The organism is Rothia mucilaginosa, assembly GCF_019334805.1.
Taxonomy (GTDB): domain Bacteria; phylum Actinomycetota; class Actinomycetes; order Actinomycetales; family Micrococcaceae; genus Rothia; species Rothia mucilaginosa_C.
Window position 1 is genome coordinate 726,263 of the sequence record NZ_CP079822.1, and the last position, 25,944, is coordinate 752,206.

Sequence of the window (25,944 nt, forward strand, 5' to 3'; positions counted from 1 at the left end):
GCTATACGAACCCGCAGGGCAAAACCGTGCGGTGCTATGTGTTGGAGTGAAGCAGAGAGGCACGTTTCAAGCAGAGTTCGCGCTCAAACATACCTACTAAAATTTTACAACGAAAGCAGAAGATGACACATGCTTACGCAGTGTGTCACCTCCAACGTTTAGCCATGGGGCGTTCCGTTCGGGGTGCGGACGCTACAGCTAGTTTTCGCGGCGCTCGGCCTTGGCGATGCGCTCCAGTTCGGTGGCGAGGAAGCCACGAGCGTCTACGTCCTTATTGCGCAGCGCACGCACAGAGTTCACGAGGAAGTTCGCGTAGCTGGTCGCACGTAGGGCTACGGACAGCTTCTTTTCCCAGCCCCACTTGTCGGCGTAGATGAAGCGTGCGGTGGTCAGCCACTGGATGCGACGCTCCGAGGGCGAAGATCCGCCGCCCTCGTGGGTAACGGTCACCGAGGGGATCAGGTAGCGGTCCACGCCGGCCTGCGAAAGGCGGTACTGGAAGTCCACCTCTTCGCTGTTCATGTAGAAGCGCTCGTCCATGCCGCCGAGGCGGTTGAACACGGCGCGAGGCACAACCATGCAGGCACCCACAACCCAGTCGACCTTCGCGTCGGAGGTTCCGGTGCAGGCCTCAACGTCGTGTCCAACGCCGCGGTGCCACCAGTTAGTCGGCTTGAAGCGAGCCAGCGGGGTGAACCATTCCCAGGCGATGTGTCCGGCGGTGGGGAACTTGCGGGCCACCCACTGCTGCTGGCCGTCGTGGCCGATGACCTGCGGGCTGGCCAGAACCTGGCCGTGTGCCTCGGTTGCGGCGAGCATGCGGGAGATGAAGGTGTCATCCAGCTCCAGGTCGCTGTTGAGGATGAACACCCACTCGCCGGTTGCGGCGGCTACGCCGGAGTTCACGGCCTTACCGAAGCCGCCGTTGACGGCACGGCGCACGACGGTCACGCCCTCAACCTCGGGGAAGGGAACGGGCGAGACGTCGTCCGAAACGACGATCTCGACATCGGAGGGGTCAATCCCCTTCTGCGCGCGGAGGGTGTCAATGATGGCAAGAACCGGTTCCGGCTCGCCGTAAAACGGGATAACCGCAGATACGCGGGGAGTATGAGTCACAATATGTCCTTTGAGTGAGGCGCCTGAAAATCACAAGCTATAGAAGGCTAAAGATGGGGGCGACCGTACTTAACTGCTGCATACGATCACCCCCATAGTTTCAATTAATCGGGCAGCTGGCCCAGGCGAACGAGGTTCGCGAATTCTTCGTTGGCCGCCTGAACTTCCTTGAAAGTTCCCTTATTAGCGATGCGGCCCTGAGAGAGGTACACCAGCTGGTCAACGTTGCGCACCGTGGAAAGACGGTGAGCCACGATAATCACGGTAATCTCCTTGGAGATACGGTTAATGGTCTGAGTGATCTTGTGCTCAGTCTCATTATCCAGTGCACTGGTTGCCTCATCCATGACCAGCAGGCTCGGGTTGCGGTACATCGCACGCGCAATACCCACACGCTGACGCTGACCACCGGAGAGGCGGTTACCGTTCTCACCAATCGAAGTGTTGATGCCGTCTTCCAGAGTCTCGACAACGGGCATCAACTCTGCCAGCTCAAGGCAGTAGCGTACACGATCGTCATCAATGTGCTTGTCGGGGATACCGAAAGCAATAGCCTCACGCAGAGTACCGCTGCCCAGGTAGGGATCCTGAGGGACATAACCAATCTTCTGGTACCAGGAATGCAGGTCAGTATGGATGTCCTTACCCTGACTAGAAATCGTGCCGCTCGTCGGGGTCAACAGACCAAGGATTAGGTCAACCAGGGTAGTCTTACCCGAGCCGGAACCACCAACGAAAGCAACCGAGGTACCAGCCGGCACATCCAGCTGAATGTCCTTGAGAACATCCTTATCACCATCCGGGTAACGGTAAACCAGGTTATCAATCTGAACATCCACGGGCTCAATACTCGAGTTGATGATGGTTGCCGGATCAATTTCATCCTTGAATTCAACCATCTGCAGGCGCTGCTCTTCCGGGCTCATCGATCGGATGACCTTAGCAACCTCTTCACTAGCGAACTCGTTCGCGCGAATACCGCCCAGGGAAGCAATCATACGGGTAGCGTTCGGAAGGATGCGGATACAGGCGGTTGCAAAAAGCATGAGGGAAGGAAGACCATCAGCACCCTGAGTCGAGGTCACCAGAGCCAGCAGACCAGCGATACCCACGATAAAAATAATTTCAAGGGAGTACTTGGGGAAGTCATTCAGGAACGAGAGGTTAACATCGCTTTTAACACTTCGTACTGCGGGCTCGCGGTACTGCTCGATAGCAGCCTTGTGTGCATTCGTAATACGAATTTCACGGAAGCCCCTGATGTCATCCAGGAGGAAGCGCAAAGCGTCCCGGCCCGCACGTGCCGTTATCTCACCATACTTCGCGTTACCGCGGCGCAAGAAGAACTGCATGACAGCAATGGTGATGCCGAAGTATGCGAAAGCGATCAGCGCCGGAACCGGCATGACGCAAAGAATCATGATGAGCAACACGATGATAGACAGGAAATCGCCCACAAAGTTAATAATCGATCCCACAAAACCGCGGTATGCAAACACCACGTAGGTGCTAATCAGGTATGCGGTTTCTTCAGGCTGAGACTTCTTGTGGTTGAAGTAGCTATCCTTCATGTAATGATTGAGGATTGTCGTCGACGTCGCCAACTGCTGGTAACCGGTAAATTTCAGGCTCCAGCGCTTAAAGAGGAGCGCAGCAACACCCTTAATAACAAAGGCGAGCACCAGAACGATACCCAGGTAGACCACCAATTCAGAACGCTGAGGGTTGCCGAAGATATCGGAAAGTACAGCCAGGTAACCGGTAAGTTCCGCACCCATCGCAATATTCACAATGGGAAGGATGGCTGCAACACCGATCATTTCCATCAAAGATAGGAGGAACAGACCGATCAGGTTAAAGACAAGCAGCGTAAAGCTTCGTCCCGGGAAAAGCAAGCGAAGCTTAGTGTAAATACTCTTCATTGGTCCTCGTTGGTGAGTGTTTGCACTGGCTTCCGAGTGAGAAGAAGCCCAGCATTTCACGCCAATTCTAGCATGTGACCTCTAAACCCTTTCGACATAAAGTTTGTACTTTAGGTCATCATCACGTCCCCAGGTTGAAGCTTTCAGAGCGACCTACGATAAAGATGCGTTGGACGAGACCGTAGGGTATTCGCCACACCCGAGATTCAGAGACCTTTGAAGAGTCAAGCAACTCGGTATGATAGATACTATTCGTTCAACTTCACCCGACACTTCCGGCTTCCCTGTTCACCGTTGGGTACGTCAAGAGAAAAGGCTTTTGATGGGCATCTTCAACATCAAGTCCTTGAAGGACAAGTACACCCGGGGCTCCGCAGAGGAGATCACCGACTCCTCCAAGGCCCCCGAAACCACCGCGACCACTGCGCCGGCATCCGCCCCCTCCATCGCGGAAGGGGTCCGCTCGCTGATCCAGAACAACCCCGATCTGGCAGGCAAGAACCGCCGCGGGGCCGCCCAGCGCTCCATGGTCCCTTCGGGTTCGCTCCGCGAAGTCATGGGCGAGTATGAAGCTCACTCCCCCGCCGAGGTCGCCGCCCAGACGCCCCTTCCCAAAGCATCCGAGCCTTCCCGCGCCGAAGAAATCTCTGAGGACGGCACCGTCACCATTGATGCGCAGCCGCTGAACCTCACCGAAACCTCGGGTACCGCCGCTGATATACTCCCCCTGGACGAACCGTCTGCAGAGGACTCTTCCTCACGCTCCGTTCACGTCGAGGAACACCACACACCCACTGTCGCTTCGGGTGTTCTGGCCGACACCGCAGAAGAGCCTTCTCCGGCAGCCCCCGCGGCACGTGAGGAGACCGCAAGCGCCCCGCGGGGTGAACGCGAACGCACCCCGCTGTTCAAGCTCTCCCCCGGTACCTTCACCCGCAGCGGCGCACACGACACCGACGGCCCCTTCCAGGCGCTCTTCGTGTGCACCGGCAACATCGCCCGTAGTGCCTCCGGCGAAGTCATTTCCAAGCACCTGGCTGCCGAGTACGGCCTGGGGGATAAATGGACCTTCGCCAGCGCCGGTACCGGCGCGCTGGTCGGTCAGGGCGTGTACGAGCTCATCGCCAACGAGCTCATCGAGCGTGGCTACAACCCCGAGGGTTTCGCCTCCCGTCAGCTGACCGAGGAGATCATTAAGAACGCGACCATCATCCTGGTCGCGGAGAAGGTGCACGCCGACTGGATCGTGCGCGAGTGGCCCCAGTACCACTCCAAGATCGTGCTGCTCAAGCAGGCTGCTCGCCTTCGTGAGGAAGCGCGCCGTGCCGAGCCGCTCTCCTATCTCTACTCCTACGGTGGCACTCCCCTCGCGAGCGATAAGCTCGAGGACCCCTACCGTCGAGGCCCGGCCGCCGCGAAGAAGGCCGTAGACGAGGTTGAAGAGTCGCTACGCGTGATTCTGCCGTGGCTGGCGCGAGCCCACCGCTAAATCTCCGCAATACAGAATCTGCAGGGGTCTGCCCCCCTCAGAAATGTAGAAAATCCCCCGCTACCACAACCGTGGTAGCGGGGGATTTTCTACAGCCTATTCAAGCCCTAGTGATCGAAAATCTCGGTCACGGAGCCCTCGTCAAAGACCTCGCGAATAGCGCGAGCGATGAGGGGCGCGATGGAGAGAACGGTCAGGTTCTCGAAGCGCTTTTCCTCCGGGACGGGCAGGGTGTTGGTCACCACGACCTCGACCGCACCGCACTCGGACAGACGCTCAACGGCGGGATCGGAGAGAACCGGGTGGGTTGCCGCGATGATAACTTCCTTCGCGCCCTTATCCATGAGAACCTTCACAGCGCCAGCAATGGTGCCGCCGGTGTCAATCATGTCGTCAATCAGCACGCAGGTACGGCCCTCGATGTCACCCACGACAGTCTTAGAAACAGCCTGGTTGGGGACGTTGATGTCGCGGGTCTTGTGCACGAACGCCAGGGGTGCGCCGTCCAGCAAATCAGCCCAGTGCTCAGCCACACGCACACGACCGGTATCCGGAGAAACCACGGTCACGTTCGACAGATCCTCAACGCGCTCACGGATGTGCTTAGCCAGCACCGGAATTGCGAACAGGTGATCCAGCGGACCGTCGAAGAAACCCTGAATCTGCGAAGTGTGCAGGTCCACGCACATCAGGCGGTCAGCACCAGCAGTCTTGTACAGGTCCGAGATCAGACGTGCCGAGATAGGCTCACGGCCCTTGTGCTTCTTGTCCTGACGAGCATAGGGGTAGAAAGGAGACACCACGGTAATAGAGCGAGCAGATGCACGCTTGAGTGCATCAATCATAATGAGCTGCTCCATGAGCCATTCGTTGATGGGTGCCGGGTGCGACTGAATCACGAAAGCGTCCGCACCGCGCACCGACTCCTCAAAACGGACGTAGGTCTCGCCATTGGCGAAGGTGTATGCGGAGGTGGGCAGCAGGTCGTGGTCAAGAGCCTGTGCGATCTCCTCGGCAAGCTTGGGGTGTGCTCGACCGGAGACCACTACAAGCTTGCGCTCACCGGGGTTGGTAATCTCGCTACTCATGGTGTTGTTCTTTCCTCGAATTAGGATTCTGCCGGTTCCTGAGCGCCAGCAGCCTTGGCGGCTTCGGCGGGTTCGGTACCAGCGCGGTTCTTCAGGACCCAGCCCTCGATGGTGCGCTGGGAAGTCTCAGAGTAGGCGAGGGCGCCCGCAGGAACATCCTTACGGATCAGCGCGCCCGCGCCGGAGTAGGCACCGTCACCGACGGTAACAGGTGCAACATAAATGCCTGCGGAGCCCATACGGGCGTGCGCGCCAATAACGGAGCGGTTCTTCACCAGACCGTTATAGTTCGCGAAAATAGAGCCTGCACCAATGTTCGCGCCCTCACCGATGGTGGCGTCACCAACATAGGACAGGTGCGGGATCTTTGCGCCATCGCCAATCTGCGAGTTCTTAGCCTCGCAGAAGGTGCCAAGCTTAGCGTCCTTGCCCAGGGTGGTACCGGGGCGCAGGTATGCGAAGGGACCAACAGTTGCGCCCTCACCAATGACAGCGCCGTAACCGTGCGCGCGGATGATGGTAGCGTCAGCCTCAACGGTCATGTCAGTCAGGGTGGTGTCCGGGCCAATGGTGGCACCGGTAGCGACGGTGGTGGAACCGTGCAGCTGAGTGCCCGGCAGCAAGGTTACGTCGTTTTCAATGGTGACGGTAACGTCAATCCAGGTGTTCTGCGGATCAACAATAGTCACGCCGTTACGCATGTGCGCCTCAAGGATGCGGTTGTTGAGCATACGACCCAGCTGAGCCAGCTGCACGCGATCGTTAGCGCCCTCAACTTCCCAACGGTCCTCAATAGCCAGAGCGGAGGTGCGGTGGCCCTTCGAACGAGCGATGGACAGAACGTCGGTAATGTACTTCTCGCCCTGAGCGTTGTTGGTGGTCACCTCAAGCAGCGCCTCACGCAGGACTGCAGCATCAAAAGCGTAAATACCGGAGTTGATCTCGGTGATTTCGAGTTCTTCGGGGGAAGCGTCCTTCGCCTCAACAATGGCGGTCACCTCGCCAGCCTGGTTACGCACGATACGGCCGTAGGAGCCGGGCTCATCAATGTGGGTGGTCAGGACAGTTACGGAGTTCTTGTCTTCCTCGTGGAAGGCAATCAGTTCGCGCAGAGTCTCGGGGCGCAGCAGAGGAACATCGCCGTAGGTCACCAGAACGGTGCCGGAGACGGTTGCCTGCGCATCCAAGGCATTCAGACCGACCTCAACCGCGCGACCAGTACCCGGAATCTCATCCTGATCAACAATGGTTACCTCAGGGTCAAACGCAAGCACATGCTCAGCAACCTTATCGCGCTGGTGGCGCACCACAACAGCAAGGCGCTCAGGGTTCAAATCGCGTGCAGCAGCGACAGCGTGCTCAACCATGGATCGACCACCGATGCCGTGCATGACCTTGGGGGTAGCGGACTTCATGCGCGTACCAGCGCCTGCAGCGAGAACGATCACTGCAGAGGGTGCCAGTTCAGTGTTCACTGGGAAGACTCCTTAGACGAGGTTGTAAGAGTGAGGAGTGAGCGCAGACCGCTAACTCTCTATCAACGGTGCCGTTGAGTGCTTACGCTCCGCCACTAGGACTCGAACCTAGACAAACGGCTCCAAAGGCCGCTGTGCTGCCATTACACCATGGCGGATTATCCTTACATTCACGACAAGCCCCCGCTAGCGGGTCCTCATCGTCATTGACCGCCATTTTGGGCACAGAACAGCGCAATGCAGGAAATGCTTTCCTCAGTTTATCAAATATCTGTGCTCAACTTAGCCGCGCGCCCCGCAATCCCCACAGCTTTTCTCAGCACCGCCAAGTAGCCCCTCATCAAAGCTTGGAGCGCTACTTGAACTGAACACTCACCCTGTACCCTAGAAGGCGTGGCACATCTACTTGGCGGCGAATCGCTGCACCTCGAATTCCCTACCCGAACCATCTTTGAAGGCATCACGGTCGGCCTGAACGAAGGCGACCGCATAGGCATTGTCGGTCGCAACGGCGACGGCAAGTCCACCCTCATGAAGATCCTTGCCGGTCGGCTCGAACCAGACTCCGGCCGCGTCACCGTGCGCGGCGGCACCCGCATCGGCTACCTCGACCAGTCCGATGTACTCGACGACGACCACACGGTCGGCTACGCAATTGTGGGCGACACCCCCGAATATGAGTGGGCGTCCCAGGCGCGCATCCGCGACGTTATCTCCGGTTTGGTTTCCGACCTGCCCTGGGACGCGCCGGTTTCTTCTCTTTCTGGTGGTCAGCGCCGCCGCGTAGCGCTCGCCTCCCTGCTCGCGCAGGAGTGGGACGTGCTCATGCTCGACGAGCCCACCAACCACTTGGACGTCGAGGCCATCACCTGGCTCGCCAACCATCTGAAGTCCCGCTGGTCGAAGAACGCCGGCGGCCTCATGGTCGTCACCCACGACCGCTGGTTCCTCGACGAAATCTGCACCGACACCTGGGAGGTGCACGACCGCATCGTCGAGCCCTTCGAGGGTGGTTACGCGGCGTACATCCTGCAGCGCGTGGAACGTGACCGCCAGGCAGCCGCAGCTGAGGCGAAGCGCCAGAACCTGATGCGTAAGGAGCTCGCTTGGCTGCGCCGCGGTGCGCCCGCGCGTACCTCCAAGCCGAAGTTCCGCATTGATGCCGCGAACGCCCTCATTGCGGACGTTCCTCCGGTGCGTGACACGGTGGAGCTGAAGAAGATGGCGGTCTCCCGCCTCGGCAAGGACGTGGTAGACCTCGAAAACGTCTCGGTCACCTACGACGACCCCTCGATGCCCGGCGGCAAGCGCCCGGTGCTGAAGAAGGTCACCTGGCGTATTGCTCCCGGCGAGCGCACCGGAATCCTGGGCGTGAACGGTGCGGGTAAATCGACTCTGCTCTCCTTGGTCACCGGTGATCTGAAGCCGACCGAGGGCCGCGTCAAGCACGGTAAGACCGTGAAGATCGCGACCCTGACCCAGCAGCTCGACGAGCTCAACGAGGTCGCTAACGACCGCGTCTCGGATGTGATTGGCCGCAAGAAGCGCAGCTACATTGCAGACGGCAAGGAGCTGTCCCCCTCGCAGATGCTGGAGCGTCTGGGCTTTACGAGTGCGCAGCTGTCTACACCGGTCAAGGACCTTTCGGGTGGTCAGAAGCGTCGCCTTCAGCTCATGCTGATTCTGCTGGACGAGCCGAACGTGCTGATTCTCGACGAGCCGTCCAACGACCTGGACACCGATATGCTCGCCGCGATGGAGGATCTGCTGGACACCTGGCCGGGTACCCTGCTGGTGGTCAGCCACGACCGTTACCTCATGGAACGTGTCACCGATCAGCAGTACGCCGTGATTGACGGTTCGTTCCGTCATCTACCCGGCGGTGTGGACGAGTATTTGGCGCTCTCTGCGGCCGGTGCTGGTGGTTCTGCCGCCGGTAGCGCGCAGGCGCGTGCAGCCTCCTCGGCGCAGGCTTCTGCTGAACCGGACACCCCTAAGGTCTCCGGTGCCGAGCTGCGTGCGGCGCAGAAGGAATCCGGCGCGATTGAGCGCCGCCTCGCCAAGCTCGCTGCAGAGCAGGAGAAGCTCTCCGAGCAGATGAGCGCGCACGACGCCTCGGATTACGCCGGTTTGGCGGCACTCGGCGAGCAGCAGCAGACGCTTCAGGACGAGATTGACGAGTTAGAAATGCGCTGGCTCGAACTCTCCGAGCTACTAGGCTAAGGTCTATAGACATAGAAGAATGCCGGTTCTAGATTCAATCTAGAACCGGCATTCTTCATATATTCAGCGCTCAGCTACAGCGGCAACTAAGGGTGATTCAGAATCGCACTAACCGCGCTCACAGCGTGGTTGCCCGCAGCGCGAAGAGTGGAGGCAAGAGCCTCCGCCCGAGCCTGCGAAGAAACCAGCAGAAGCACCGTCGGACCGGAACCGGACACCAGGGAGGCGTACACGCCCTCACTCTCGCGCAGGTTCAGGGTCTGTTCCAGCTGCGGGGCGCACGAAAGCGCGGGAGCCTGCAGGTCGTTACGTAGCAGCGGTGCCAAGGAGGCGAGCGCCGCCTCCGAACCATCATAAGAATTCAGGGTGCTCAGAAGCTCTACGGGTTCCACCAGCTTGCCTGAGGCAGGGTACAGCCCCGAGGCGCGGCCCGCGTCCAGCTGCTTGAATACGCTGGGGGTGGAGAGGCCAAACTGCGCGGCAACAATCACCAGGTGCAGAGGTTCCCGAGGCGCCGCAATATTCTGCAGCTCGGTACCGGTCCCCTGCCCCAGTGCGAGGGTCTGCCCGAGCGCGGCACGCACGCTAAAGGGAATATCGGCGCCCAGTTGCGCGGCAAGACGTTCATAATCCGTCTGGGTCAGGAGCGCACCGGTGCGGCCGGTTGCGTGCAGGTAGCGGTCCGTAGCAATGAGGGCGGCAGCCGCGTCCGCTGAACCGCCCGCCATACCGCCAGCCACGGGCACAGCCTTCGCAATATGCAGGTGTAGCGCCGGGACAGAGCCAATACCGTGCTCCGCAAGGATTAGCTCCGCGGCACGGTACACGAGGTTCCGCTCATCCATCGGCACATCGGCTGGGTCGAACTGCCCCGCCTGCATCTGCTGCTCCACCAGGGAGCCGGGCATAATGTCCATGCTCAGGCTCAGCCCCGGCGTCTGCCCCTCAGAGACCGTAATGGTCTCCGTCAGAGAGACCGCCGCAAAAAGCGTAGTCAGCGGGTGGTAGCCGTCCGGGCGGACGTCCCCCACAGCGAGGTACAGATTGACCTTACCGGGAGCATCAACCGAAATAGCGACCTGGGTACTCATCAGCGCATACACCTTTCGCGCGGGAACTCGCGTGAGAACGTCAGTGAAAAATTCAGAGCGGAAAGAAGCTACTCCGCTACAGGCTCAGCCGGAATAGTCAGCGAAGCCTCCGCAATGCGGATAAAGCCGTGAATATCTAGCTTCTCACCGCGTTCCGTCGGAGCGATACCGGCAGCCACCAGAATCTGCTCCGCACGCGCACCCGAACCCGCCCAGGAACTCAACGCAGCGCGCAGAGTCTTACGGCGCTGAGCGAAAGCGGCATCCACAATCGTGAACACCAGGTCACGGTCAACGGTAGAGAGAGGCTCCTCGCGCATACGGAAACCCACCAGGCCCGAGTTAATCTTCGGCGCAGGCCAGAACACGTTCTTGCCAATCACGCCCGCCTTATACACCTCGGCATACCAATTAGCCTTCACCGAGGGCACACCGTAAATCTTTGAACCCGGGGTCGCCGAAAGACGGTCGGCGACCTCGTCCTGAACCATCACCAGGGCGTGACGAATGCTCGGGAACTGCGCAAACAGGTGCAGAAGCACCGGAACCGCCACGTTATAGGGCAGGTTCGCCACCAGAGCATCCGGAGTGCGAGGCAGCTCGGTGACCTTCAGGGCGTCCATGAGCACCACGTCAATATCGCCCGCCTTCTCAGGGCGGAACTTCTCAATCGTGTGCGGAAGCTGCTGAGCCAGGGGCGGGTCAATCTCCACCGCCACCATATCCTTCGCAGCGTCCAGGATGCCGAGGGTCAACGAACCCAGGCCCGGGCCGACCTCCAGCACCGTCTCCTCCGGTGAAATCTCTGCCGCGTTGACAATACGACGAATCGTATTAGGGTCAATCACAAAGTTCTGCCCAAGAGTCTTCGTAGGACGAATACCGAGCATCTCGGCAAGCTCACGAATCTCAGCAGGGCCGAGCAGGGGCAGATCGTTCACAGCATTCCTTCACATAGGTGGATGGTGGGGAGGTTACAGTTTAGGTTACCGCGAGAAACGCTGCTTTACCTCATCAACAGTGGCTTCCAGAGCGTTCTTAGCATTTGTAATACGCTTCTTCGGTGCCAAAGCGATACGCACTCGATCCAGCGGACCAGTACCGTGCTGGAGACTATTCACCTTATCCAGATGACGCTTACCGGATTCCAAAATGACGCTGCTGCCTTCCCAGCCGCACAGGCCAGGCTGCACAAAACGCACATCCACACCCCACTGCTGGTACAGCTTGTAATCATCAGCTACGGTGCCCGGTACCTTATCCTCAAATTGCTTGAGCAACAGCTCAGCACCCGAACGGGAAATCAGGTACAGACCGGTGCAAATCAGGGGCCAAGTACCGTACGGCTTACCCATACGGTACTTACCGTGTACAAAAGGAGACAGCAGAGACAGGCGGATGTATTCCACCTGCGGGTTCAGCTTGCCGGCATCATTCGCAAAAGAATCGCTGAGGTTCACCAGCTGCACCTGCGGGTACTTCGTGATGATTGCGTTCACCACCGCCTCAGCATCCGGAGAAAGAAGAATGTCGTCTTCAGCAATCAGTGCCCAGTCGGCGTCGCTCGCAACAAAGTCACGCCACATCTTCACGTGGCTAAGCATGCAACCCTTCTCCGCGGGGCTCGGGTCGCGATGCCAGCGGCTACGGAAAAACTCAACGTCAAATTCTTCATCAGTGACGTGATTATCGCGGTTATCCACCGCAGAATAACGGACAAAATCCTGCGCGGGTGCGCCCACCGAATAGAACGAGTCAAAACGGTTCGCGCCATCCAGGCCCAGAACATACTTCAGAATCTTTGCCATGTTTTTCCCTTCAATAGCTCATCCAGAAGACCTAAGCAGTAGAAGATCGCGTCGGTTAATGATGAGTTTTCAGAACTTCAGACCACCTGCACAACAGAGGGGTTCATCAATCTTAAAAATCAGTGCGTAAACGGCAGGGAGTCTGAAATATTGAGCGTGTGATAAATACGCACACCGCAGTGCAACGTAAAAAGAATTCTATCATTCACCATGCGCCAATCTCAGGTCTCCTCAGGTTAAAACGCGATGTGGCACGCGTCGTACTGGTGCACAGCAAAAATCCCCTCCCTACCGGATATACACAATAGGGAGGGGATACTGGACAGGCAGAAGACCCACATATTTAGATTTTTATGTGATGACAGTAGCCCAATCCGTCTCTGGGTTATCGTCCCAGGCGCTGCTTCACATCATCAATGGTGGCTTCCAGAATATTCTTCGCGTTCGCAATACGCTTCTTCGGCGCCAGGGCGATGCGCAACCGATCGAGAAAACCAGTGCCATGCTGCGTGCTCTTGAGGCTTTCCAAGTGACGAACGCCAGAAGTTTGAATGAGGCTAGTACCTTCCCAACCGCATAGACCGGGTTGCACCAAATATACGTCTACCCCCCATTCTCGATAGAGGGAATAATCATCGGCAACAACGCCAGGAACCGTCTCTCCATAACATTCCACGAGTCGTTCAGCCCCAGAACGCGAAAGAAGATACAGGGCAGCACCATACAGAGGCTTTGAACCATAGGCATTACCCATACGGTACTTGCCGTACACAAAAGGAGAAAGCAACGAAAGACGGGGATAATCAACCTGCGGGGTGAGCTTGCCAGCTTCAGAAGCGTAGATATCGCCCAGGTTAACCATCTGCACGTGAGGATACTTTTCAATAATCCTCTCCACTACAGGTTGCAGGTCAGGGGAAATGAGGACATCGTCCTCAGCAAACAAAGCCCAGTCGGCATCTGAAGCGAGGAAGTCCTTCCACATGTGGTAGTGGCTCAAAGCGCAACCCTTCTCGGCAGGCCTCGGCTCTTTACCGTAACGAGCCAAGAACTGCTTGCTATCGAATTGCGCATCAGTGACGTGATCATCGCGGTTATCCACCGCAGAATAACGCTGAAAATCTTGAGCGGGTGCCCCCACCGAGAAGAAAGAATCAAAACGGTTCGCGTCGTCCAGTCCCAGAACGTATTTCAGGATTTTTGCCATGGTTTTCCCTTTGCTGTGGCACGCCCATACAGTCTTTATCTGAAACGACAGAAGCCACGCATGAGTGCCGAGTATTGACTTGGCAACGACAAACGCAAAGCGCGCAGAAAATATGCGCGCACGATAACAAGTCGCCCAGTCAGTGAGTGATGAATCGTATGTATAAAAATACACTATCATTCAATTGAATGATAGTACCCAACAATTGGCGTACGGCCCCCTGTTATGTCTCGCACGTTACATGCTACCTCACGCACTAGAGCTGAAAATAGCTACAAAAAAGCCTCTCCCCGCCATACATATATGACAAAGAAAGGCTTTCTCAAAGAGGCTTACTTATTTCGCCTTGCCCAGACGCTGCTTCACCTCATCAATGGTGGCGTCCAGGGCGTTCTTTGCATTCGCCAAACGCATCTTTGGAGCCAAGGCAATACGCAGGCGATCCAGAGTAGCTCTCCGCTACAGGCTGTACGCGCCTACCACTGACCGTAAACGCGCTCCGAATTCTCACGAATACGGCGGCAGAGCGCCTCCAGCTCCTCGCCGCGGTGAGCCGCCATGAACCGCACCGTGTAGTTCGTCATGTAGGACGCATTCGGGCGGCCACGGAACGGATGCGGAGTCAAGAACGGCGCATCCGTCTCAGCCAGAATCAGCTCCGGACGAGCCATCTCCAACGACTCCTGAATACCCTTCGAATTCTTGAAAGTCACCGTGCCGGCAAAGCTCATGTACCAGCCGCGCTCATTGCAGATTTCGGCAAGCTCCGGGCCGCCCGAGTAACAGTGGAACACGGTACGTTCCGGTGCGCCCTCTTCATCCAGGATGCGCACAACATCCTCGTGCGCGTCACGGTCATGAATCTGCAACGCCAGGTTGTGCTTCTTCGCAATGCGAATATGCTCGCGGAAGCTGTAGTGCTGTGCTTCCTTACCCTCCTCGCCGGTGCGGAAATAGTCCAGGCCGGTCTCACCAATAGCGCGTACACGGTCGGCGGTGGCGAGCTCGTCGAGGGTGGCTAGCGCCGCCTCCAGCTGACCGGCTGTAGCCAGCTCGGGGGCGGTATTGGGGTGAATCGCAATGGCGGCGAGGACACGCTCATCAGCCTGCGCGGCGGCGACCGCGTACAGGGAGGAGGGGATATCGTATCCGACCTGCACAATGCCGGCGATGCCGAGCTTTTCGCCGGCGTCGAGTGCATCGCGGGCGCTGATTTCCACTTCGCCGTCGAGCAGGTCCATGTGGGTGTGGTTATCCACGATGGGGTACGGCAGCGGCTCGGGGGCGGGCGGGAAGACCAGGTTACGGCTGCGGCCGTTCTCGCCGGTGGTGGAGCGACGGCGGGTGCCTTCTCCCCCTTCGGCGTCGCTGATGCCGGTGTAGAGTTCCGCCTTATAGGGTGCGGGGACTTCACCGGGGACAGGCGTCCAGCCGTTAGGCAGGGCGGTTGCCTGAAGTGCCGCGGGGGTGGGCAGGGTGTAGTTCGCCAGGGCGGCGAGGGAGTTCAGGTACTCCTGGGTGATTTCAGGACCGGGATAGCTCTGACACATTGATAAATCCTCGGGATAAAACAGCGGGGTAAAACTTAGGGGGTAAAATTGCGCGGTGATTCTGGGCTATTCGGAGCGGGCAGCCAGTGCCGCCTCATACAGGTCGCGCTTGGAGGTGCCGGTCTCAGCGGCAACCGCGGCGCAGGCGCTCTTGAGGCGCTCGCCGCCCGCTACACGGTCGAGGACCAGCTGCACGACATCCTGCGCTTCGGGGGTTTCGGGGGCTTGTGCGCCTTCAACAATAATGACGATTTCGCCGCGGACGCGTTCAGACTCAGCCCATTCGGCAAGCTCTGCCAGGGTACCGCGTCGAACCTCTTCGTGAAGCTTAGTTAGCTCACGGCTGACCGTTCCGCGGCGGTCGGCGCCGAAAGTCTGCACGAAGTCTGCCAGGGTTGCGGCGGTGCGGTGCGGGGATTCGTAGAAGATCATGGTGCGCTCCTCCCCCGCCAGCGATGCGAGGCGGCGGGTGCGCTCGGAGCCCTTGCGGGCGAGGAAACCTTCGAAGGTGAATCGTCCGGTGGGCAGGCCGGAGAGCGCGAGCGCAGTCAACGCTGCGGAGGGGCCGGGCACCACGGTGACGGGCAGGTCGGCTTCCGCGACGGCTGCAGCAGCAACGTAGCCGGGGTCGGAGATGGTGGGCATGCCCGCATCCGAGAGCAGCAGCACACGCTGACCGTCCTGTACCGCTTGTACGATGGTTTCGCTGCGTTCAGCTTCGTTGTGGTCGTGGTTGACGATGATGCGGCCGCGGGTGCGCACACCAAGCCCGGAGGCTAGGGTTCGTAGCTTGCGGGTGTCTTCGACGGCGATGAGGTCTGCGGTGGCGAGGGCTGAGCGCAGTCGGTCGGAGGCGTCGGCGAGGTTGCCGATGGGGGTGCCGCCGAGGATGAGCACGCCGCCTTCTTCGGAGGTAACGGCGGTGTCAGCAGCGTCAGCAGTGTCAATCTCGGGTGCCTCGACCGTTTCTGAGGGGGCGGTGATTTCTGAGGGGTCGGCGGTTTCTTCGGTGTATTCTGCGGGTGCGGTCATGGCAGGCCTCGTGTCTGTGTCTGGTCTTCGTGTACCCACTAAGTGTAACGCCCGCACTCTGTCCGCTGTCGGGTGGGATTGCCGGGTGAGCCCGCCGATAGAAGTAGCTAGTGCGGGTGGGGCTCCGAGCGCGTCATATATGCTGTTCACGGGCTGAAATGGTGCATCGTGCGTTCTGACCCTTTAGGATTGATGGGGTGAAGATACCTAAGCTACTTTCTCCCGCATCTGCCGCTCCAGCTGGTCAGGCTGATTCGGCCCGTTCTTCGTCTGAACGTGGTCGTTACAGCCTCGATTCGCTGCTGGATGCGCTCGCTGTTGCCTATATTCGTGCCCCGCGTTGGGGTTGGCTGGCGCCCGCACTGATTGTGCTGGTTGCCGGTATTCTGCGTTTTTATAATTTGGCGCATCCGAACGCCATTGTTTTTGATGAGACCTACTACGCCAAGGATGCCTACTCGTATGTGCATTATGGCTACGAGTTGAGCTGGTCGAAGGACGCTAATGCGTCCTTTGCGGCGGGTCACCCGTCGGGTCTGTTGACGGATTCGCCGGAGTATGTGGTGCATCCGCCGTTGGGTAAGTGGATGATCGCAGCGGGCATGGCGATTTTTGGTGATAATAATCCCTTTGGTTGGCGTGTTTCTGCTGCGGTGATTGGCACCCTGTCGGTGGCGTTGATTGCGTATGCTGGCTGGCTGCTGTTCCGTTCGATGACGGTGGCGACTATTGCGGCTCTGCTGGCTGCGGTGGATGGCCTGATGCTGGTGGAGTCTCGCCTGGCTCTGCTGGATATTTTCCAGATGTTCTGGATTTTGGCGACTTTTGTGTGTCTGGTGCTTGACCGTATTCAGGCGCGGCGCGTGTTGGCGCGCAATATTGCGGAGGCGGCACGCCAGAATAGCGGTGTGCTTCCGCCGATGCCGTGGGGCCCGAGCATGGGTCTGCGCCTGTGGCGTTTCGCGGCCGGTGTGTGTGCCGGTGCCGCGGTGGGCGTGAAGTGGAATTCGTTGTTCTTCATTGCGGCTATGGGTCTGCTGACGGTGTTCTGGGATATTAATGCTCGCCGTATTGTGGGTCTGAACAAGTGGGGTTTGACGGCGCTGGTGCGTGACGGCATCCCCGCGTTCTTCCAGATGATTGGTGTGGGTCTGCTGGTATATCTGAGCACCTGGGCGGGCTGGTTCCAGTCGTCGAATGCGTATTTCCGCCGCTGGGCGGTTGAGAACCCGGGCAAGGGTGTCATGTGGCTTCCTGAGGATTTGCGTTCCTTGTGGGAGTACCATGTCTCGGCGTTTAAGTTCCATTCTGGTTTGAGTAGCCCGCATACGTATTCTTCGCAGGCGTGGCAGTGGCTGATTTTGGGTCGCCCGACCTCGTACTACTATGAGTCGCCGAAGTTGGGTTCTTCGGGTTGTACCGTGAAGTCCTGTTCCGAGGCTATTTTGAATATCGGCAACCCGGCGATTTGGTGGGCTTTTATTCCGGCGATTATTGTGGCGCTTCTGGTTTTGGTGCTGAAGCGTGATTGGCGTTTTGGTGCGCTGCTGGTTGTGTTCGGTGCGGGCTATTTCCCGTGGTTTATGTACCCGAATCGCACGATGTTCTACTTCTACGCTCTGTCCTTTGAGCCGTTCCTGATCCTGCTATTGGCGGGTGTTTTGGGTCTGGCGCTGTCGGGTGCTCGCGGTTCGGTGTTGCGTGCCCGTTTGGGCGTGACGCTGGTGGCGATTTACCTGGTGGGTGTGCTGGTGTTGAGCGCGTACTTTATGCCGCTGTGGACTGCTCAGGTGATTCCGTATGAGCAGTGGTATTCGCACATGTGGTTTAAGTCCTGGATTTAGGCTCAGTTTTTAGGATCGGGATCTAGGCTGGGGTTTAGACCTGGTTTTAGATCTGGGTTGAGGCGCGAGCGATGCGAGCTTGGGTATAGCGAAGGGGGCTGGGGTCTACCGTGTGGTAGAGCCCAGCCCCCCTTTGCGTGCCCTTTCCGCGCTGGTTCGCGCGGTGAAGTGGCTGATAATTTTAGTTGTCGCCGACGCGTGTGTTAGTTGTCGCTGACGCGTGCGGAGGCGAGCTTGACGCGCAGTTCCTGGCGTTCCTGGCGGCGGCGTTCTGCCTTGAGCTTGCGGTATTTGGTGGGCCAGGTGGTCACGAGCAGGAGCGTAATCTGCGCTGCTACGAGGACCGCTACGGCGATTGCCGCGTCGATCCAGAATTGCGGCGGGTAGAGGCGGATTAGGGAGCTTCGTACGGAGAACTCCCAGTTGCCCTGCGGGAAGAACACCTGGTGGAAGGTGGTAAACAGCCATTCCCAACCGAAGACGCCCACAACGCCGAGCACCGCAATGAGTCCCAGGGTAATCCATGCGCCACAGAAGAGGCTGCGGCGGATGGTTCCGGGGGCGCGCTCGCGCAGGGAGATGCTGCTAAAGAGCGTCAGCAGGAAGAGCGCGGCAACGGCTACGGTGGCGATGAGCAGTACCCACTTCACGTCGTGCATGTGGTTCACTTCTGCTCCGGTGAAGGCGAGGGTATTGTCTGCGCCGGTGGTGACGCGGGCGAGGTATTCGCGCGGCGCGAAGTTGTTGATGTAGTCCACGCCGTAGGAGCCCAGGCGCATCCTCTCGACGAGGTAGTAGCCGTAGCTGTCTTCGGGGAATCCGGGGCGGTGGTATTCGAGCCAGAGGAAGGGCGCGGAGGCTACAGCGCGGATCGCGATCATGAGTACGGTCAGCGGTACGGTGAGCGCGATGAGGGTTGCGCGGAGCTTGAGGAATCGCGGGGTGTCTTCCACGGCGTCTTCGCGGGCTGCGGCGCGTTCTGCAGCTTCGGGCGAGGCTGCCAGGGAAGACAGCGGCGCGTTGGGGTCTGCGACCGCGTGGGTGTGACCGGTGCGAGTGGTTTCGGTGCGGTACTTGCGTCCGGTGGTGGAGGCGCTTGCCGCCTCCGCGGTAGCGACGGTTTCTGCTTCAGCCGCATTTTCGGCTTCTGCTGCTGCAGCTGCTTCTGCTTCGGCTGCCCTCTGCATGGTTTCGCGGTTGAGGTCGCTGAGCGTCGGGTTTTTGGGGGTGCTCTGCGAGTCGCGCACGAGGGGCACGAAGCCGGTGGAGACGTTGGTGCGGGTGCGCACACGGGTACCGACGCCCTGTTCACGGAGTTTGCTGCGTGCGGGGACGACGGGTACAGAGCCGGTAGGCAGGTCGGGTTCTTCGGCGACGGTGGGTACGTCTGCTGCGATGCGGCCAAATGCGCCGGTGTGCGGTGCCGGTTCGCTGGTTTTAGTTTCGGTGCGTCGGGCGTGGAGTAGTTCTTCGGTGCTGGTGCGGCGGATGGCCGGGCGCAGTGCGCCCCACATTCCTCGGTGTGTTTCTTTGCTCATGGATCTCGCGTTCTTTTCGAGTGAATGGTGTTTGAGTGAGTTGCGGGTGTCTGTACTATCTGCCAGTTTCTCATACGCAAAGAACCTTCCGCATGAATTAGCGGAAGGTTCTTTGCATTCGGGTGTTTAAATCTTGGTTTTGAATTCTAGGATTCGGTGGTGTCCTGAACGGGTACCTTGTAGACCACTCGCCAACCCTGGGGTGCCGTCAGCCGTGCAGCGTGATGGTCGCAGAGGTCGTAGGCGTGGGGTTCGCGAAATTCAGAGAGTGCGTCGATAAGTGCCGTGGAGTCTGCGTAGGAGTAGTGGAGAGTAACAGTCGCCTCTCGCTGGCAGGTCTGGCGGGAGCACAGTCGTGCGGTCTGCATGTAGATGGTACCTTCCTGGCTTAGCTCGCCTGCTTGCGCAGTCGGCGGCGTTCACGTTCTGACAGCCCGCCCCAGATTCCGAAGCGCTCGTCATTGTCCATTGCATATTGTAGACACTCTTCACGCACGGGGCATACACCGCACACCCTTTTGGCGTCTCGGGTGGAGCCGCCCTTTTCGGGGAAGAAGGCTTCGGGGTCGGTCTGGGCGCAGAGTGCTTCAGCTTGCCAGGCGAGTTCTCCGTCTTCGCCTTCGGTTCCGTAGAGCCCTGCCGCTGCGGTCCATACGTCGGTGCAAGCAGGCATGTTTCGTTCTGCGTCTGCGAGAAAGGCGTCGGCGGCTGTTTCGAGGGATTGAGTGGGATTCATGCTACGGTGCTGAGCGCCTGATGCGCGCGCGGACGCGATGGAGCGGTCCGATGCAATGTAGGAGCCCATGGGTTTTCCTTCCGTGTTCTCATTGTGAGCTTAATGAGTCTGCGGATCCGTCGTGGACGGAATCTTAGTGTGTATGGTGTGGCATGGTTTGCTGTGGCCTCTACGGTCCCTTCCAGAGCAAACACGCTTATATATCTATTAGACGTGCGACACGCCGTTTCGTCAAACTAGACTAAAACAATATTTAGATGTATGTGTTAGAGACGTCATATTTAATGTAAATTTGACCTTTATATATTTTTGCGCACGCTACTTACCCTCGCTCACACCTAAGGGCAACCTCAGATTTCCCCTACTCAAGGCATGGTTTCCACCGCTTGCAAATTCCGCATCTTGACCGCAAATAATAAGGGCTCATGACGACCACCCCACCCACCCCACCTCGGACACAGGGGAAAGAACCCAATAATTAGATAAGAAAAACTTATCTTTTCCCATGCGGTTTCTGAATATTTTTTCGAGGCATTGCGAAGCATTTACATTTCCAATTTATATTTATGCCATATTCCAAAATGAGGCATTAGGACTATCAAACATTTTGAGTCATTAGGTTTTTTTAAGACACTCTTAGGCGCTTTTACTTTACCTCTGTATTTTTTAGCGTCGAGCGCAGTCTCCCTGACCGCCCTTCCCACGTGCGGTAGAGCAAGGTACGGTAGAGTGAAACCCATGGTTACTCTCTCCCCCACCGGCGCATCCATGCCCGCAACTCTGAACCGCTTCTTCGAGAAACTCAGCACTCAGCAGACCCCCGCCCTGATCTGGTATTCGGCGGCAGGCGAGCGCATTGAGCTCTCTGGCAGGGTTCTCATGAACTGGGTAGACAAGAGCGCAAACCTGCTGGTTGAAGAGTGCGAGCTGGCGCCCAATGAAGGTTTTGATTTGCAGGCTCCGCTGCACTGGCGCACCATTGTTCTGGGTCTGGCGGCGCTGCGCGTGGGTGCCCTCCTGCAGCAGGATGAGCCGCTGGTTGCCGCGGTCTGCACGGAGCAGGAGGCGGGCTACACGAATGACCCCGCGTACCTTCTGGCGGTTGAGCGTGCACCACTGGCGCTTTCCTATACCGGCGATCTGCAGGCGCTGGCTCCCCACGCCGAGGAGGTGCTCGATTATTGTGCTCTGGTGCGTAGCTTTGGTGACCAGTACTCGGGCCTGCTTCCGAACGATTCGGCAGAAATCATTGAGGGTTTCAGCTATGCGGAAGCCTACGAGCAGGTTCTTACGCAGGCGCAGACCTATCGCACTGCGGGCTATACGCTCCCTTCGGGGCAGCGTGCACTCGCGCTGGAGTTGAGCCCCGACTACGGTTTTGACGCCTCGGAGGCGACCCTGAGCACCTTGCTGGAGGTGCTAGCTATTTTGACTTCGGGCCATGCGGTGTTTGTGGCTGACCCGAGCGTGGACTGGCAGGATGAGCAGCTGGCATCCTTGATGGCTTCTGAGCGTGCGGTGGAGATTCCCCGCGCATAGCTTCTCAGCCCTGCGGCTCCGGTGGCGCCCCTCCCCTGTTGCCCGAAAAATCGTATGGAAGGCTAACGACCGCACGGAACACCAACAAACAAGCGCCAACAAGCGCAGCGCCAATAAACATATAGGGCTTTAAATGATTCATCCCCCGATACCGTTCGTATCGGGGGATGAATCGTTATATCACGTTCTAACTATGCTGTTTCTACAACCTGAGGAGCTTAGGAGTTCTGAGATCCGGGCTTCGACTGTGCCTCGGGTGCAGCCGCCTCAGAGGTTACCTGACGCAATGCAGGCTCTTCGCCGTCGAGAATTGCGGCGGCTTCATCAAACATGCGGCCGAGCTCTTCATGATCGGTGCCTTCGCCGTCTTCAACCTTCTGGCGGTGCGAACCGTACACCCAGAAGCGGTAGAGGAAGTAGCGAAGAATGGTGCCCAGAATAGTACCAATGATCGTACCGGAGATGAAGGATGCCTCGGGGGTGCGCAGGTTCAGCACGTAGGTGCTGAATGCCACGCAGCCGGCCTCAACGAGAATGCCCAGCAGGTTCACCAGACCGAACTCGATGGCTTCGCGCTTCCAGTTCTCGGAGCGGGAGTCGCGGAAGGTCCACAGGCGGTTCATGAGCCAGGAGAAGATGGTTGCAACAATACTTGCAACGACCTTCGCCTTGGTGTGGGACTCCGACATGATGGTCATCATCAGCACCCACACCGTCACAGAGTTCACGATGAAGGCGGCGCCGCCCACGGTACCGAATTTGAGAACCTCAATACCGTAGCTGTCCCAGAGGGATTTCAGGCGTTCGGTAATGGTCGGTTTCGTCTGTGCGCTCATGCGGGGCCTATCTAGCGGGGTTTTATCGGAGAAAAAGGTGCCGATGCTGCGACGGTGAGCGTTGGTTACGTTGTCACTGCGTGGCGCTTCGGTCTCTTTTACAAGCTCTTATATGTTAGTACAGTCCCGGTACGTTGTTTGTCCCTTTGGGAGTTTTTCCATAGACCTCTCAGCTACCGGGTGACTCTTTTCATCATGCGCTGATAGTTTCGTCTCTGCCTGACCGCGCAGAAGGCAGGTTTTTACGATTTCTTCCGGTATTCACGCCCAAATATTGGGCTCTGAAGCCCAGTTGAACCCATTCTGCGACCTTCATGTGGTCTTGCTCCCATAAGCACTCCGAACCCGGTACACTTAGGTGATGTGACTTACCCTGTGACTGGACCCGTAATTGGTGTCATCGGCGGCGGCCAGCTGGCCCGCATGATGGCTCCCGCAGCAACTAACCTTGGCCTCAACCTGCAGATTCTCGCGGAGGCGCCCACCGTCGGCGCCGTGGCAGCGGTACGTACCGCCCCCGTCGGGGACTACAAGGATTTGGACACCCTCCGCGAATTTGCTCGCGGCAAGGATGTCATCACTTTCGACCATGAGCATGTGCCCACCGAATTTTTGCGCACCCTCATGGCAGAGGGCGTAAATGTGCAACCCCGCCCGGAGGCTCTGCAGTACGCCCAGGATAAGCTCCTGATGCGCGCCGCTATTGAGCGCCTCGGCCTGCCGAACCCGCGCTGGGCTCAGGTTTCTACTCTGGATGAGCTGCTTGCTTTCGGTGATGAGATTGGCTGGCCCGTGGTTCTGAAGACCCCGCGCGGCGGCTACGACGGCAAGGGCGTACTCGTTCTGGATTCCCCCGAGGAGGCTCGCGAGCGCAGTGCTGCGTGGTTCGAGCAGTTGCCTTCCCGCACCGATTTCTCCGCCCTGCTTGCCGAGGAGAAGGTGCCCTTCACCCGTGAACTCTCCGCGCTGGTGGCTCGCCGTGAAAGCGGCGAAGTGCGCCCCTGGCCGGTCGTTGAGACCATCCAGGTGAACTCTATCTGCGACGAGGTTATTGCCCCCGCGCAGAACCTGGACCCCGAGATCGCTGAGGCTGCAGCCTCCGCCGCCGTGACTATTGCTTCCGAGCTGGGTGTCACCGGTGTGATGGCTGCCGAGCTTTTCGAGGTGCCGGGCTCTCCCGCCGGCTTCTACATCAATGAGCTGGCAATGCGCCCGCACAATACCGGCCACTGGACTCAGGACGGCTCGGTGACCAGCCAGTTCGAGCAGCACCTGCGTGCTGTACTGGATTTGCCGTTGGGTGACACTTCCGTGCTGGAGGGCGTTGCCGTGATGAAGAACTACCTGGGCGGCGAGAACGAAGACATTTTCGGCGTCTACCCGCTGGCGCTTTCAGCTGAACCGCGCGCGAAGATTCACTTCTACGGCAAGGAAACCCGCCCGGGCCGCAAGATTGGTCACGTGAACATTACCGGCACGGTGGCTGAGCTTGAGGCGTTGCGCCATAGCGCCGCGAATGCCGCCTCCATTTTGCGTGACGGCCGCCCCCTGTAGCCCTATTTTTAGCCGGTGCGTGGGGTGAGAGTATCCTGCGTATCCGACGCACCCTATTGATGGTGGTTCGCCACCGCATCCTGAAAGGATATGAGGATTATGTCTCAGTCTCCCTATAATTCTTCCCAGCCCATTGTTGGCATTGTGATGGGTTCGGATTCGGACTGGTCGGTCATGGAGGCCGCAGCCGAGGTTCTGGACGAGTTCGGCATCCCTTACGAGGCTGATGTTGTTTCTGCACACCGCATGCCCGAGGACATGATTGAGTACGGCAAGAAGGCTCACAGCCGCGGTATTCGCGTGATTATTGCTGGCGCCGGCGGCGCCGCTCACCTGCCCGGTATGCTCGCTTCCGTCACCGCTCTGCCTGTGATTGGTGTTCCGGTGCGTCTGAAGAACCTCGAGGGCATGGACTCGCTGCTGTCGATTGTTCAGATGCCCGCCGGTGTTCCGGTAGCTACCGTCTCCATTAACGGTGCTCGCAATGCGGGTCTGCTGGCTCTGCGTATTCTGGGTTCGGGTACCGATGCGTTTGCTCAGCAGGTTCACGCTGATTTGCGTCAGTTCTCTCAGGATCTGCGCCAGACCGCGATGGACAAGGGAGCCGCTCTGCGCACCCGAGTTGCCGAGGCGAAGGCTAAGGCAGCGGCCGAGCGCGAGGCGGAGGAGAGCTCCTCCGCCCCCCGCCCCGCTTCTGCTCCCGAGGCCTCGTCGGAGCCCCAGGCTTACGTTCCCTAAGCTCGGATACACTAGAAGTATGAGCAATATTCTTCAGTCCGATATTTGGGCACGTTTTCAGGAATCTAATGGTCACACCGTAATCCGTAAGAGCGGTAACGGCTGGTCGTACCTTGCAACCGTTGAGGGCGGCGCTACCGGCCGCTACCTGTACAGCCCGTACGGACCGGTCGCCTCCAGCGCTGTGGCTTTTGATGAGGCTCTCGCGTCATTGAAGGAAGAGGCTGCGAAGCTTCGTTGCCTGTTTGTGCGCATTGAACCCACTGAATCCGCTATTTGGGGCGATCAGGATGCGGCTACTTTCCTGGCTCGTCGCGGCGCGGTTCTGGCTCCTCGCCAGGTGCAGCCTTCGCACACTCAGATTATTGATCTTTCGGGCTCTGAGGACGAAATCCTCAAGGGAATGATCCCCAGTTACCGTAATCGTCATCGTAATCTCCACAAAAAGGGCGTGACCGTTGAGGTTTCGACCAATCCCTCGGATATGACGATTCTCTTCGGCTTCCTCGAGGAAACCGCGGACCGTAACGGTTTTAACCGTCAGCAGGATGAGTACCTGATGCAGGTTGCTCGCGTGCTGATGCCCGCCGGTGCGGCGTCCCTGTACATTGCGAAGCTGACCGATGAGAACGGTGAGAGCACCCCGATCGCGGCGGCGTTTGTGTACGATTCGGATGACACCCGCACCTACGCGCACGCTGCGGCTTCTTTTGAGCACCGCAACCTTAGTGCAGGTGTTGTGGTGGTGACGAACTTTATCCTGGACGCTAAGCGTAAGGGTCTGAAGTACGTTGACCTCTTCGGTATTGCGCCGGAGGATCAGCCGGATCACGAGTGGGCTGGTTTCACGAAGTTCAAGAAGTCCTTCGGCGGCGAGTCGGTGGAGTACCCGGGTACCTGGGATGTTCCGGTAACCTCGTTGGGTTACCGCGCCTACACGCTGGCGTACAAGGCTCGTCCGGCAGTTCGTGATGCTGTGTCGAAGGCGAAGGCGAAGGTTCAGTCTTTCCGCTCTCGCTAACGGGTTCAGGCTCGTCCTTACTGGGGCGTATCCTGAGAACTAAAAGCTAAATACATGAGGGAGCCGCCCTCACCGAGTTCTTCGGTGGGGGCGGCTCCCTGTGTATGTATGTGCAATGTTTGAGGAGTCTTAGC

At 58.6% G+C, this 25,944-nt stretch carries 21 protein-coding genes and 1 tRNA gene; 7 read left to right on the forward strand and 15 right to left on the reverse strand.

The genetic code is table 11. The features are described 5' to 3' along the window. Positions 1-198: 198 nt before the first annotated feature. Both LPB405_RS02765 and LPB405_RS02770 read right to left on the reverse strand, forming a co-directional pair. Positions 199-1,119, reverse strand: coding sequence for a glycosyltransferase family 2 protein (locus LPB405_RS02765; RefSeq protein WP_219101833.1), 921 nt, complete (start codon positions 1,117-1,119; stop codon positions 199-201). 104 nt (positions 1,120-1,223) lie between these two features. Next, positions 1,224-3,041 (reverse strand): ABC transporter ATP-binding protein, encoded by a 1,818-nt coding sequence (locus LPB405_RS02770; protein ID WP_219101834.1) that lies wholly within the window; start codon positions 3,039-3,041, stop codon positions 1,224-1,226. A gap of 322 nt (positions 3,042-3,363) precedes the next feature. Here LPB405_RS02770 and LPB405_RS02775 point away from each other — a divergent pair, with 322 nt between their 5' ends. Beyond that, positions 3,364-4,530 (forward strand): arsenate reductase/protein-tyrosine-phosphatase family protein, encoded by a 1,167-nt coding sequence (locus LPB405_RS02775; protein ID WP_219101835.1) that lies wholly within the window; start codon positions 3,364-3,366, stop codon positions 4,528-4,530. A 107-nt stretch (positions 4,531-4,637) separates the two neighbouring features. Here LPB405_RS02775 and LPB405_RS02780 read toward each other — a convergent pair whose 3' ends face one another. The 3 genes from LPB405_RS02780 to LPB405_RS02790 form a co-directional block, all read right to left on the reverse strand. Beyond that, complete coding sequence (locus LPB405_RS02780; protein ID WP_219101836.1) at positions 4,638-5,618, reverse strand: ribose-phosphate diphosphokinase; 981 nt, start codon at positions 5,616-5,618, stop codon at positions 4,638-4,640. 20 nt (positions 5,619-5,638) lie between these two features. Next, complete coding sequence (gene glmU / locus LPB405_RS02785) at positions 5,639-7,093, reverse strand: bifunctional UDP-N-acetylglucosamine diphosphorylase/glucosamine-1-phosphate N-acetyltransferase GlmU (RefSeq protein WP_070667122.1); 1,455 nt, start codon at positions 7,091-7,093, stop codon at positions 5,639-5,641. Between the two features lie 87 nt (positions 7,094-7,180). Next, a tRNA-Gln gene (locus tag LPB405_RS02790) sits at positions 7,181-7,251 on the reverse strand. Positions 7,252-7,486: 235 nt separating this feature from the next. Between LPB405_RS02790 and LPB405_RS02795 the strand changes: the two genes are divergently transcribed. Next, positions 7,487-9,316 carry an ABC-F family ATP-binding cassette domain-containing protein gene (locus tag LPB405_RS02795; protein ID WP_219101837.1) on the forward strand — a complete coding sequence of 610 codons (1,830 nt, stop codon included), beginning with the start codon at positions 7,487-7,489 and terminating at the stop codon, positions 9,314-9,316. Between the two features lie 86 nt (positions 9,317-9,402). Here the strand turns inward: LPB405_RS02795 and LPB405_RS02800 are convergent, their stop codons facing one another. The 6 genes from LPB405_RS02800 to rsmI form a co-directional block, all read right to left on the reverse strand. Beyond that, the gene (locus LPB405_RS02800) at positions 9,403-10,407 is read right to left on the reverse strand and encodes a GHMP family kinase ATP-binding protein (protein ID WP_219101838.1); all 1,005 of its coding nucleotides are present in this window, start codon (positions 10,405-10,407) and stop codon (positions 9,403-9,405) included. 68 nt (positions 10,408-10,475) lie between these two features. Further along, positions 10,476-11,348, reverse strand: coding sequence for a 16S rRNA (adenine(1518)-N(6)/adenine(1519)-N(6))-dimethyltransferase RsmA (rsmA, locus tag LPB405_RS02805; protein WP_049355014.1), 873 nt, complete (start codon positions 11,346-11,348; stop codon positions 10,476-10,478). A 45-nt stretch (positions 11,349-11,393) separates the two neighbouring features. Next, on the reverse strand, positions 11,394-12,215 hold the full coding sequence (locus LPB405_RS02810) for a glycosyltransferase family 25 protein (RefSeq protein WP_049346770.1): 822 nt from the start codon (positions 12,213-12,215) through the stop codon (positions 11,394-11,396). Between the two features lie 385 nt (positions 12,216-12,600). Then, entirely contained in the window at positions 12,601-13,422 is an 822-nt protein-coding gene (locus LPB405_RS02815) for a glycosyltransferase family 25 protein (protein WP_219101839.1), read from the reverse strand. Between the two features lie 476 nt (positions 13,423-13,898). Next, positions 13,899-14,972: a TatD family hydrolase gene (locus LPB405_RS02825; RefSeq protein WP_049350059.1), complete on the reverse strand. Its 1,074-nt coding sequence runs from the start codon at positions 14,970-14,972 to the stop codon at positions 13,899-13,901. A gap of 66 nt (positions 14,973-15,038) precedes the next feature. After that, positions 15,039-16,004: a 16S rRNA (cytidine(1402)-2'-O)-methyltransferase gene (gene rsmI / locus LPB405_RS02830; protein WP_219101840.1), complete on the reverse strand. Its 966-nt coding sequence runs from the start codon at positions 16,002-16,004 to the stop codon at positions 15,039-15,041. A 197-nt stretch (positions 16,005-16,201) separates the two neighbouring features. On the opposite strand from rsmI, the gene LPB405_RS02835 reads away from it, so the two are divergent. Next, the gene (locus LPB405_RS02835; protein WP_219101841.1) at positions 16,202-17,848 is read left to right on the forward strand and encodes a dolichyl-phosphate-mannose--protein mannosyltransferase; all 1,647 of its coding nucleotides are present in this window, start codon (positions 16,202-16,204) and stop codon (positions 17,846-17,848) included. 203 nt (positions 17,849-18,051) lie between these two features. Here the strand turns inward: LPB405_RS02835 and LPB405_RS02840 are convergent, their stop codons facing one another. The 3 genes from LPB405_RS02840 to LPB405_RS02850 all read right to left on the reverse strand — a co-directional run bounded on the left by LPB405_RS02840 (position 18,052) and on the right by LPB405_RS02850 (position 20,191). Further along, positions 18,052-19,386 carry a DUF1461 domain-containing protein gene (locus LPB405_RS02840; protein ID WP_219101842.1) on the reverse strand — a complete coding sequence of 445 codons (1,335 nt, stop codon included), beginning with the start codon at positions 19,384-19,386 and terminating at the stop codon, positions 18,052-18,054. A 146-nt stretch (positions 19,387-19,532) separates the two neighbouring features. Then, complete coding sequence (locus LPB405_RS02845) at positions 19,533-19,754, reverse strand: DUF3499 family protein (RefSeq protein ID WP_049362309.1); 222 nt, start codon at positions 19,752-19,754, stop codon at positions 19,533-19,535. Between the two features lie 20 nt (positions 19,755-19,774). Then, on the reverse strand, positions 19,775-20,191 hold the full coding sequence (locus tag LPB405_RS02850; RefSeq protein WP_219101843.1) for a WhiB family transcriptional regulator: 417 nt from the start codon (positions 20,189-20,191) through the stop codon (positions 19,775-19,777). A gap of 669 nt (positions 20,192-20,860) precedes the next feature. Between LPB405_RS02850 and LPB405_RS02855 the strand changes: the two genes are divergently transcribed. Continuing rightward, a complete protein-coding gene (locus LPB405_RS02855; protein ID WP_219101844.1) occupies positions 20,861-21,661 on the forward strand; it encodes a TIGR03089 family protein in 801 nt (266 codons plus the stop codon). Positions 21,662-21,879: 218 nt separating this feature from the next. Here LPB405_RS02855 and LPB405_RS02860 read toward each other — a convergent pair whose 3' ends face one another. Beyond that, complete coding sequence (locus LPB405_RS02860; RefSeq protein ID WP_219101845.1) at positions 21,880-22,497, reverse strand: GtrA family protein; 618 nt, start codon at positions 22,495-22,497, stop codon at positions 21,880-21,882. Between the two features lie 363 nt (positions 22,498-22,860). Between LPB405_RS02860 and LPB405_RS02865 the strand changes: the two genes are divergently transcribed. From LPB405_RS02865 to LPB405_RS02875, 3 genes are all read left to right on the forward strand, one after another. After that, positions 22,861-24,051 (forward strand): 5-(carboxyamino)imidazole ribonucleotide synthase, encoded by a 1,191-nt coding sequence (locus LPB405_RS02865; protein ID WP_219101846.1) that lies wholly within the window; start codon positions 22,861-22,863, stop codon positions 24,049-24,051. A gap of 99 nt (positions 24,052-24,150) precedes the next feature. Further along, positions 24,151-24,789, forward strand: a complete 639-nt coding sequence (purE, locus tag LPB405_RS02870; protein ID WP_005506874.1) for a 5-(carboxyamino)imidazole ribonucleotide mutase — start codon at positions 24,151-24,153, stop codon at positions 24,787-24,789. Between the two features lie 19 nt (positions 24,790-24,808). After that, positions 24,809-25,810, forward strand: a complete 1,002-nt coding sequence (locus tag LPB405_RS02875) for a lipid II:glycine glycyltransferase FemX (RefSeq protein WP_049362316.1) — start codon at positions 24,809-24,811, stop codon at positions 25,808-25,810. Positions 25,811-25,944: the final 134 nt, after the last annotated feature.